We start from the raw sequence: 9,787 nt of genomic DNA, 5'->3' as shown, positions 1-9,787 counted from the left end.
CATAGGAAGATGAAGCTGATTCAAAGACGTGCTTATGGATTTAGAAATTTTGAAAATTATAGGTTAAGGGTTAAAGTTTTGTGTTCTTGATTAGTGCCCCCTGATTTGGGGAAGAGCCAAATGATTGAATTATCATTGATGTGGCGTCCCCAAGGGGGTTCGAACCCCTGTTACCGCCGTGAAAGGGCAGTGTCCTAGGCCGCTAGACGATGGGGACCTGGATCTTTATTTTATATTTTTTACTACTAAACTTCAACACCAATAATGGCGTCCCCAAGGGGGTTCGAACCCCTGTTACCGCCGTGAAAGGGCAGTGTCCTAGGCCGCTAGACGATGGGGACCTTGAACGTTTTCTCCATCAACATCAAAGATGTTGATGGTGGAGCTAGGCGGGATCGAACCGCCGACCTCTTGCATGCCATGCAAGCGCTCTCCCAGCTGAGCTATAACCCCAAAATTAGGTTCGCAGTTTAATGAGCTGCCCAAGATCTGTCAAGTAAATTTTTCACTTTTGTTAAATAAGTTTATTTTATAATCGAAAATAATGAGAAATTAATTTTTTAAGCTACTTAATTTACAGAAAGTTAATACGCGCAGTTCTTAAAGAACGAATAAAAAAGGGATCTTTAGATTTTGTTTTAGTGCAAGTTATCTTTGTTTCGAAGAATGGAGCTTTTGTGAAGTAAATGAGCACCACATATATGGAGTTAATGCAGGATAAAGGAAAATGCAGATGATGAAAAAGATCCAATGAATAACTTATTTACACACCGCATTGTATACATTCATTTTCTCTCATTATAATACGCTTCACCATTTGTGAAATAAAAAATATTCATTGCATCTTTAATGCTTAATCTCCTGTTAATAATAAAGATGTATTCTTTTATTTATTTGCTTTGATTCTAGGAGTTTTGCTGTGCGACAATATTCACAAAATAAATACATTCAATCCTTACTAGAAAATCTCATTGCTGCATACGAAACTGAAATAAACTACACTCCCTTAGAAATTGAGCTTGATTCAAAACAATTCGCTGAACATGATATTGATAGCCTGATCAACTTTATTAACGATGATCGTAAGCGCCTCTTTATTTTTAAAATTCCAGAAAACCAACAAGCATCAAATAGACTCGCACTTCATGCGCGTCGAACAGCATTAAATAAAACAGCAGAAACCTTACTTAAAAATACATCCAGCGAACCGAAAATTAACCCATTAAAGTATGCGTTAAGTTCTAAATCCCCTGCTGTCCGTGCGCGCATCCAAATTCAAAAAAGCATCCTTCTCCCCCCCCCTCCAAGTGTCCAGGAAGCGATTCATCCCGATCAGATTGAACATGTGGGAAGCCCTGATCTCATCACGATACCGATTGAGTCTACAGAGCTACTTGAATTAATCAAACAACTCAAGGCATTAGGGATTGACAACCTGCAAGAATCGGCGCTTCCCTTAATAAAAGAACATAGTTATGCCTTTCGTGATGGTATTATCCCAGGCAATCTTCCTAAAGGATTTTATATTAACAAAGACAAAAAAGCGCTTTGTTATACTGATGCACCAAGAAAACTCCCCTCTGCTTTAGCTCCTGTACTCAAAACACAAGAATCGTTTACGTTACCTTCAGTTGAGGAAGTAACGGCGCTATTACCTCATCTTCCACAACATACTCTTTCTATGCTTTTGGAAACCAAGTATTCACCTGATCAAAAAAACACGCTGCTTCGCCTCGTCCCTGCATATGAAAATGAAATCAAAACGTTTTTACTTCAATTGTATAAATCAAATGGATCGCTCTCCCCTACGCAACATGATGAATTCATTATTCCATTACTTTGTAAGCAATATGTACTTGGAGGTGAAGCACACACTAATTTATTGGTCAGACTGCTTAATGCCTGTTTGAATAAAAAAATTGACCTTGAGTTTCTTAAAAATCCTGAGGTACAAAATTCACTTTTGAGTACGCGAGGGATTAAAAATCTGCAAAAACTGACCCAACTCCCCTCAGAACAAAAAGAATGGTGGAATACGCTGGTTAATGCGCATCTAGAGTACGACAGGAACAGTTTTGATTTTAATACCTTTTTTGATGCCTATACTCAAATCCTTCTCCCACGCATTGCAGAAAAAAGTCTTACGCTGCCTAATCCATGTCCGATTCGTCACAAGGGACATTTTCTCATTACATTAAATCGGGTATTGGATGTAATAGAACATGCTAAGAATCCACAAGAACAGTGCCTCTCTCTATCGGAACTTAATTGGGGGGCAACAGGCGTACATTATGCCATGTTGCAAAAACCAGCTTCAGAGCAATTTAATCAAGTTGCCGCCTGTATGCAGATTGAAAAGCCAGAGGATACCATAACGGATCCCGAACTCATTTATCAGCAAATCGACAAAGAACCCTATGAACTAAAACCCTGGCTATTTAGATATATGGGCCAACATTGGAAGTCAGAAATAAGATTAACTGACATCCAGGATCAACTTCGTGAAATTGAAAAACTTGCTTCCTGGACTTCAGTTCAGAAAAATCAATTAACGTTCATTTTAACATGTTCTTTTGCAAATAATGCTGCCCTGAGTGCTGCACAATGGAAAGAAACTTTAAATCACTGTATTCATTCATTACAAGGGCTGGATTCAAACGATCGTACTGATTTACTGCAGGCCTTCTCACGGTGTTTTAAATTCAAACCCAGCCCTTCATTGATGCAAATTAATACATTAATAAGGCAATGTATTGATTTTAAAAAAGAATTTCCTAATAAAAACCTCAAAGATGATTTCATTGCTCCACTGGTAGCGTGTTTGGAAAATGAAGGGTTTGAATTACTCAATACACTGCAAGAGCGTATTCAAAAAACTGCTCCACCCGAAATAGAGCAATTCACTCTGGAAGTTACTGCATCCTTTACTGCGATGCTGCAAAAGAATCGTCAGGACTTATCCCCAGAGATCATCAAATTATTCGCAAAACTCGATGAGGCTGATTTAAGCCAAGATCAAATTGGTCAATTGTTACTCAGATTTCAAAGGATAAAAGATAGAAAGGGAGAGCCCTTTCAGAGCACCGTATTAAGTATTTTAAGTCAAATCAATATCTCAAAGTCACAAGCACTACCTAAAGCAGAACAAATTCAAGCACTGCTGGAGGTACTTGCGAATTCAGAAGATAACATCCCTCCTGAGTGTAAAACTTTAGAAAAACAGGAAACATGGTTAAAAGCACTTATCATTGAAAATAATCCTTTTCCTGGCTGTGTCCTCGGTAATGGAGATATTTCCAAGCTCGATGATTTAATTGTTGATGCTTTAGTTGATGCAATTAAAAAAAGAAGTGCTGTATTTAAAATAGATATACTCAAAGCCGCATTACAGCAAAACCTACAAAATTTCATTGTTCCTCAGCAATTACGCGATCAACTGAATCGAGAACTCATACCACTTTTTGATGCAGTTGAAGAGTTAGTTAACCTGCTACAAGGGCCCAATCCTCAGTTTCCAGAGGTAATTGAAAAACTTCGATTTTTTGAAGAAAAAAAACCTGCATTACTCGAAGGGATGTATAGTCTCTTCCTTGGAGGGACAAAAGGGGAATATATTTTAAGTTTCCTGCTCACAGGAAAAAGAAAAGCTACAGATCAAACCACAAATAAAGCGTTTGCCGCTGTTTTAGGCCCCGTACATAATCTGTTTTTGTCTCAAATGAAATCTTTCTTTGACAATCCCCTGAATAAAAAGATTGTCAACGACTTGGATTTGGATACCTGTCTATCCTGGATGGATTCTTTTAATGAGACGCATTCTTTAACGTTCTTCTTCAAAGAGGAACTAATCCAGAAAAAAGTATTACCTGCTTTGAAAAAAACATTACAGCAGTTAAATACCCAAGATCCTGAATTTGAAAAAAGCATCCTTGATGAAGCGGCTTTAATCGATGAAAATGCTCCCGCTGACCAAGCACTGCAAAGTTATAAAAACAAAATTGAGTCGATAGCAAATTATCTCAACTTACTGATTGAGATCAATGATCGGCTGCCTCAACAATTCATTAAAATCTACAAACAACTTAGCACGGGGACTCTTGCTCGCTTAGATTATAAACAAAAGCATACTCTAGTTAATAAGCTAATTAAAAGCGATTCAGAGAAACTGGATCTTTATTTAAAACTGACAACCGAAACTTTAGAGGAACATCCTGGTGCGGATGGTGTTGCAATTGAACGGGCAATCGATGGCTTGGTTGAGCTTTTTAATTTACAGGATCTTGAGCCAGAAACTCAAATTATGTTCTTCAAAATGAGCATGGCCCATAATTTGAAAAGCACTTCGCCGTTCCCACTTGCGGTATTAAATAAATTCAAAAAATCAGATCTTCCGGAACAGATCAAATCATTAATTATCAAGCAAATTATTCAAATTTTAGCAGGACTATCCACGACCAATTCAGGACTCATTCAAGAAATGGTTGAAAAGACCCAATTATTCTTGACTAATAATATAGATCAACCTGAACTTTGTATTGCATTACTCAATAGAATCTCACAGGATAACAACCAAAATCTGAGTACTTACCCTCATATCCTCGAACAATTGGCTGAAATCAATCCAGCAGAGAAGAGAGCAAAAGTAGCTACGATTTTGACCGGCTTAGCTAAAAGCAAAAAAGATTCTACCGTAAATTTACCTGCATTATTGGAAATCACCAAAGGATTAAAACGGCGTTTACCTGCTGATGTAGATCAAGTCCTGAAATTATTTACTACTCCTCCCTACCCTAATGCACAAAGCCTCAACTCGGCTCTAATCGCACATGATTCCGAAAAAATTAATGCCTATTATCTAAGCTTTGACACGAACCCTTTTGCTAAAACCGGTGAAAAAAGGGATTTGGCTAAACAATTTGCAACAGATCGAATAAAAGATGCCTTAATTAATTTGCAAGATTTGCTTCATGAAGAAGATTTACCTCACTCATTACAAATGAAGCTTGCAAGACAATTAACATATATAGAAACATTAGGCTATACCGATCCGCTAAATCCTGGTGATTTTACCGGTTTAAAAGGATTAACCGCTTGCTCGCGTCATGATTTAAAAGAAAAAGCCAGCACCTTACTGCAACAATTGCGTTCGCAAAAACTAAGCCCAGAACAACGAGAAGTAACTCATTTGGAACTCTTAGCGCATTTAAGAGAAATCTATTTCCGAACTACGGGTTTATTTCCAAATACAACACAAATACTTGTTCTATTGCTCGCCCTAGAAGATCCATCATCTAATTTATTAATGCGCATCAAAACAGGCGAAGGAAAAAGTATCAATACGCCTATGCTTTCTGTTCTACAATGGGCACAAGGTGGTACAGTGGTTCAATGGACGGCCAACCCAACCCTACTGATTCGAGATTATGAAAACAGCTGTGAGCCATTTTTTAATTTTCTGGGAATTAAATCCGCGCTAATCCAAAGTAATAGCCCCATCGAATCATTCATACCGAATGGAATTAACTGCTCTACAGTTGAGGATATGGCCAGTTTCCACTTGGCAGCAAAGATAGCGCAAGTGGAAAAACAACTTGAAACTGATGGTCCAGTCCATATTGTTTTGGATGAATGTGACGATGCACTGTTAGATCAAGTAACGCTTTATAAACTCGTTGCAGAAGTCGAAGCTGCTAATACGAACAATCCTGCACAGTGGATTTATCCACTTGCATATCAATTCATTAATCTTCCAGGATTTCGTAACCTTAACCCCGCCTGGGATGAAGATGAAGATTTGGACCAATTCCGACTATTTCTCAACAAGCAAATCAATGAGCAATTTAATGGTGATGTTGAAAAACAAAATTATTTGATGGCATCGAGTAATACTCAGCTGAAACAATGGATTCATGCGAGCTGTATCGCCGCAACTCTAGTTGAAAACAAGCATTTCATAATGCAGCCTATTAATGAGAAAAATGAAGCTGGTCAAGAAATTACCAAGAAAATCGCCTGTGTCCCTCTAATTCGTAGTACTCCTAAGACAGGCTCAATTTTTACTGAATCTGTGCAACAGGCATTACAAGCTCGCTTAAAAGCAGAGCGTAAAGATCAAGCTCAGTATATTTGCATTGACACAGTTCCCTCAGTGCTTGGTAGCCAATCTGCACGAGGATTAATCAAGTTTTTCCAACAAACATTAGGACGTCTGCTTGGAATCTCAGCTACTCCGGGAGATAAAGCCGAGCTGGAAAGTTTAGCTACCTCACTGGGAACTCAGGCAATCAGTGTAGCGCCTTATGCAGGCGACAAACGCATAAACCATCCGCCTATTTTTACCTTTGATCGGAGTGAAACCATCAAGGCAATACATGAAACGTTTAAAAAGATTAAGCGCCCTGTCACCAAGCCGACGATGGAAATCAATCCTGATGAAACAATTCTCCCCTATGATGAAACGCTCATTGTGCAAAGAAAAAACGCCATTGAAAAGTGGAGTCACACGCAAACTCAACCCATTCTTATCGTTAATGAAGATTTTGATGAAGCACAGGCCATTGGTAACAGCTTAAAAATCTATGAAGAGCAAGGGTTCAAAATCCAGATTATTACTGGCAAGGAATCTTCTGCTGAGTTGGATAAAATCATTAAGCAAGCAGGCCAAGCCAATACCATTACTGTAGGTACTGCAATGCTTGCAAAAGGGATAGACATCAATACAGGAGATCATCCTAAAGGTTTATTTGTGATTCAAACTTATCCTGATACCGAAAGAATGACTACCCAAATTGCTGGTCGCGCTGCTCGTAATGGAAAACCTGGTGAATGGTTACCAATTTATCAAGTAAAACCACCAGAGGATTTACTCAATAAGTTTTTTTACTATGTGTTCCCTTGGACTCGTCAACGTATTAATGAACATACAATAGAGGCGGTACGAGATAAAATCAAGTTACAAGCTACTGTCGACAGAACATACACTCAAGCTATTGACGAAGCACAACAAATTTTGATGCTTCAAATTGAATCGTGGGAAAGCCTGCTCCTCGAGCTCTATCCTGATGATCCTAAAATGCTATATGAGCTCTATCAATGGCGTGAAATGCTTTTGAGTGAATTGACTCGTTCGCAGGATGCAAGTGTATCTGAGGCTTCTCTATATGAAAGTATTGCTCAGTTTAAAAAATCAGCGAGCAAAATTTGGGAGTCTGCTCGCGAAGAAAAATGGGCAGCAAAAGCCGCAAAAGCTCATATGAGTAGCGAGCAATCTCTAAGATTTAAGTATTTAAAAGAATTAGATTTCCTCCAGGAATTAAATATTCAAACGAAGCTGCACCAAAATAGCAAAGAATTTACTGCGGGAAAAAAGGCGTTAATGCACCAAAACCTTGAAACTGTGATTGCTGATAAAGCAGGGGCAGTTCTTGAGTATACCAACCCCTCAGATGAAGCGAGAAAACAACTACAATTAGCACAAAGCAAACAAATATTGCCCAATTTGATTGGGGAGTTTTGTGCTGTTTGTCCAAATGCGATAAAAGTATTTTTCCCTAAGAATACATCACAAAATTCATACTTTGTACCCGAAATAGTCAGAAATGTAATTGACAAACTCATCGAACAAAAAAATAAAGTACTGCACGGAGATGAGCAACAAGAAGTTGCTGCAAGCATCATTAACTTTTATCAAAATAAATTAAAAGACGCCGATAGTGATCAAATTCAGGGATTATTGGCCAATATGAAACCTTTAATTCTAAGCCATTGCTCTGATTTTAAGAAATTTTCGCTGGTTGAACAATTTAAAATGCAGGGCTTAATCCTTAGTTTTTCGACTCTTTATCGAAATTTAGGTTTACCAGAAGATGCCAATTTAGATGAGCTGCAAACGGGATACGATGCAGAAATTATGAAAAAATTAGCCGAATATTTAGTCAATGAATTTGCTTGGGTAATAGAAAATCCAGTTCCGCTCCATGCAATTTTTGAACGAACTGAAGCCAAGAATGCAGCATTGGAGATTTATAACTTGGCTCATAACTTAATCGATTCGCCTCAGGATCAAAATATAATTCGTGATCTTTATACTGCGCTTCAACAACATAAAGTCATTTTAAAAGATAAATATTTATTCTCAATAAGTCACTCATCACCTCGAAAGGTAATTAATGATGCACTTGATGCTATTGACTCATTAAATAATGCCCCACATTGTGATCTTGATTTTAGACAAAATTGTCACGATAAAGTGGTTTCAGAACATCAGATTGCCGCCTTTCGTAAACAGTTGACAAGAACCTCGCCTTATTTTTTTAAAACCAATGATCCTACTTGGGAACACCTGAAAAAGGAGTTACTAAGAATAAGTAATCAAAGCAAGGATAATCCAAGTCATATTATTCATGAATTATATGAAGCAACTGAACGCTTTAGCACATATAAAGCGTATCAGCCCTATTTAAATCAAATTAATGCATTACAAAAACAACTTGCACGCTCCATAGAAGAATTGGGTAAAGATGATGGGCTTATTCAAGATGTTCAGGAAAGCCTATTTTCGCAAAAGAAGTCCCAATTTGCTGCTTTACTAAAAGTAGACCCCAAAAAAATTCGTATTCAAAATGGCACGGATGGGATTCAATCTTATATAGAACTGCAAGTTGAAGATGCTCCTTTACAAGAGGGATTTACTGGATATCAATCCTCATTTCTAGCACGAGTAGAGTCAGAACGAAAAAAACTCAAAACGGCTCAATCTACCCTTGATGAGAATAAGGACGCTCTTCTCAAGTTAGCTGATGAAACAGCTATTGAAGCTCTTCCAGAACGAAAACAAGCCGATTTTAAAAAGCTATTCAGATTAAAAGCACTTTCAACTCTTGATTGGAATGAGTCGAATATTGATCGCCGCGAACTACCTGATTTAATTCGACAAAAAATGGAATATGTTGATGAAATGAAAGGATGGGATTGGAAAAAAAATCCTGTGGACCTAAATCGATTGCAAGTGATTTTTGGCAAAATACCTGATGGCCCCTTATTTTCTCTTCTCCAGCAGCAAACAATTAAAAATCAAGAGCTTAAGGAAACTCAAGATAGTATCAATAAAATTAAAGAACAAATCAGTGCAAAGGAAAGGGAAATTGAAAATGGGGGTGTAAAAAACTACTCCAATTTGGAAAAGTTGAAATTGTGGTTTCTTAACGAAACAAATGAAAGCTCAATTGACGGAATTAATGAGAAAATCGAGAAGTTAGAAAAATCTCTGGTTCCTATTCGCAAGAAAGAAACTGAGTATCTTGATGCTTTAAAAGATCATAAAGAAAAGCTGGATGTAACCAGAATACATCTCATAACACAATTTATTGAACAGACTAAGCTCGATCTTGCATCCTACCTGGATAAAACGTCAAGAGAACAAGTTGCTTTAACGGAACAGGAGTTCCGCGAAACTGAACCTGTTATTGAGCGGATTGAAAAAGAAGAACGTCAAAAGACTTGTTATCAATCGCGTCGATTCTTTAAAACAAGTGAGTTGTTACGTTATGAGGCAAGCTTGGCTCAAGAAGAAGCCAAGATACTGCGCTCGGAACAAGAGAGCGCAATTCCAAACGCAGAGCCTCTTGTTTATTAATTGCCTCTTTAAACAACACATTAAAAATAATTTCAAATCCTGGTTGTGAATACAGCCAGGATTATCTAAAAATGGTGTTTAATCAAATCGTTCGTCAATAACCGCTCTCAAAGGAGCTGCTAAAATATCACTGGATTTGTATCCTTCTTTTTT

2 protein-coding genes and 3 tRNA genes are annotated in these 9,787 nt (G+C 37.7%); 2 read left to right on the top strand and 3 right to left on the bottom strand.

Annotation, left to right across the window (positions count from 1 at the left end; all coding sequences use genetic code 11):
- A partial coding sequence (locus ELY20_RS13900) for a transposase (protein ID WP_131775223.1) occupies positions 1–90 on the top strand: 90 nt, incomplete at its 5' end.
- Between the two features lie 51 nt (positions 91–141).
- On the opposite strand, the gene ELY20_RS13895 is transcribed toward ELY20_RS13900, so the two are convergent.
- From ELY20_RS13895 to ELY20_RS13885, 3 genes are all read right to left on the bottom strand, one after another.
- Positions 142–217: transfer RNA gene (locus tag ELY20_RS13895), tRNA-Glu, on the bottom strand.
- A gap of 48 nt (positions 218–265) precedes the next feature.
- Positions 266–341: transfer RNA gene (locus ELY20_RS13890), tRNA-Glu, on the bottom strand.
- 36 nt (positions 342–377) lie between these two features.
- Positions 378–453: transfer RNA gene (locus ELY20_RS13885), tRNA-Ala, on the bottom strand.
- A 466-nt stretch (positions 454–919) separates the two neighbouring features.
- Here ELY20_RS13885 and ELY20_RS13880 point away from each other — a divergent pair.
- A complete protein-coding gene (locus tag ELY20_RS13880; RefSeq protein WP_110143355.1) occupies positions 920–9,634 on the top strand; it encodes a helicase-related protein in 8,715 nt (2,904 codons plus the stop codon).
- Positions 9,635–9,787: the final 153 nt, after the last annotated feature.

The sequence above is a fragment of the Legionella qingyii genome, from assembly GCF_003990155.1.
In the GTDB taxonomy this organism is placed as follows: Bacteria; Pseudomonadota; Gammaproteobacteria; order Legionellales; family Legionellaceae; genus Legionella; species Legionella qingyii.
This window is presented reverse-complemented; position numbering and strand designations above follow the sequence as displayed.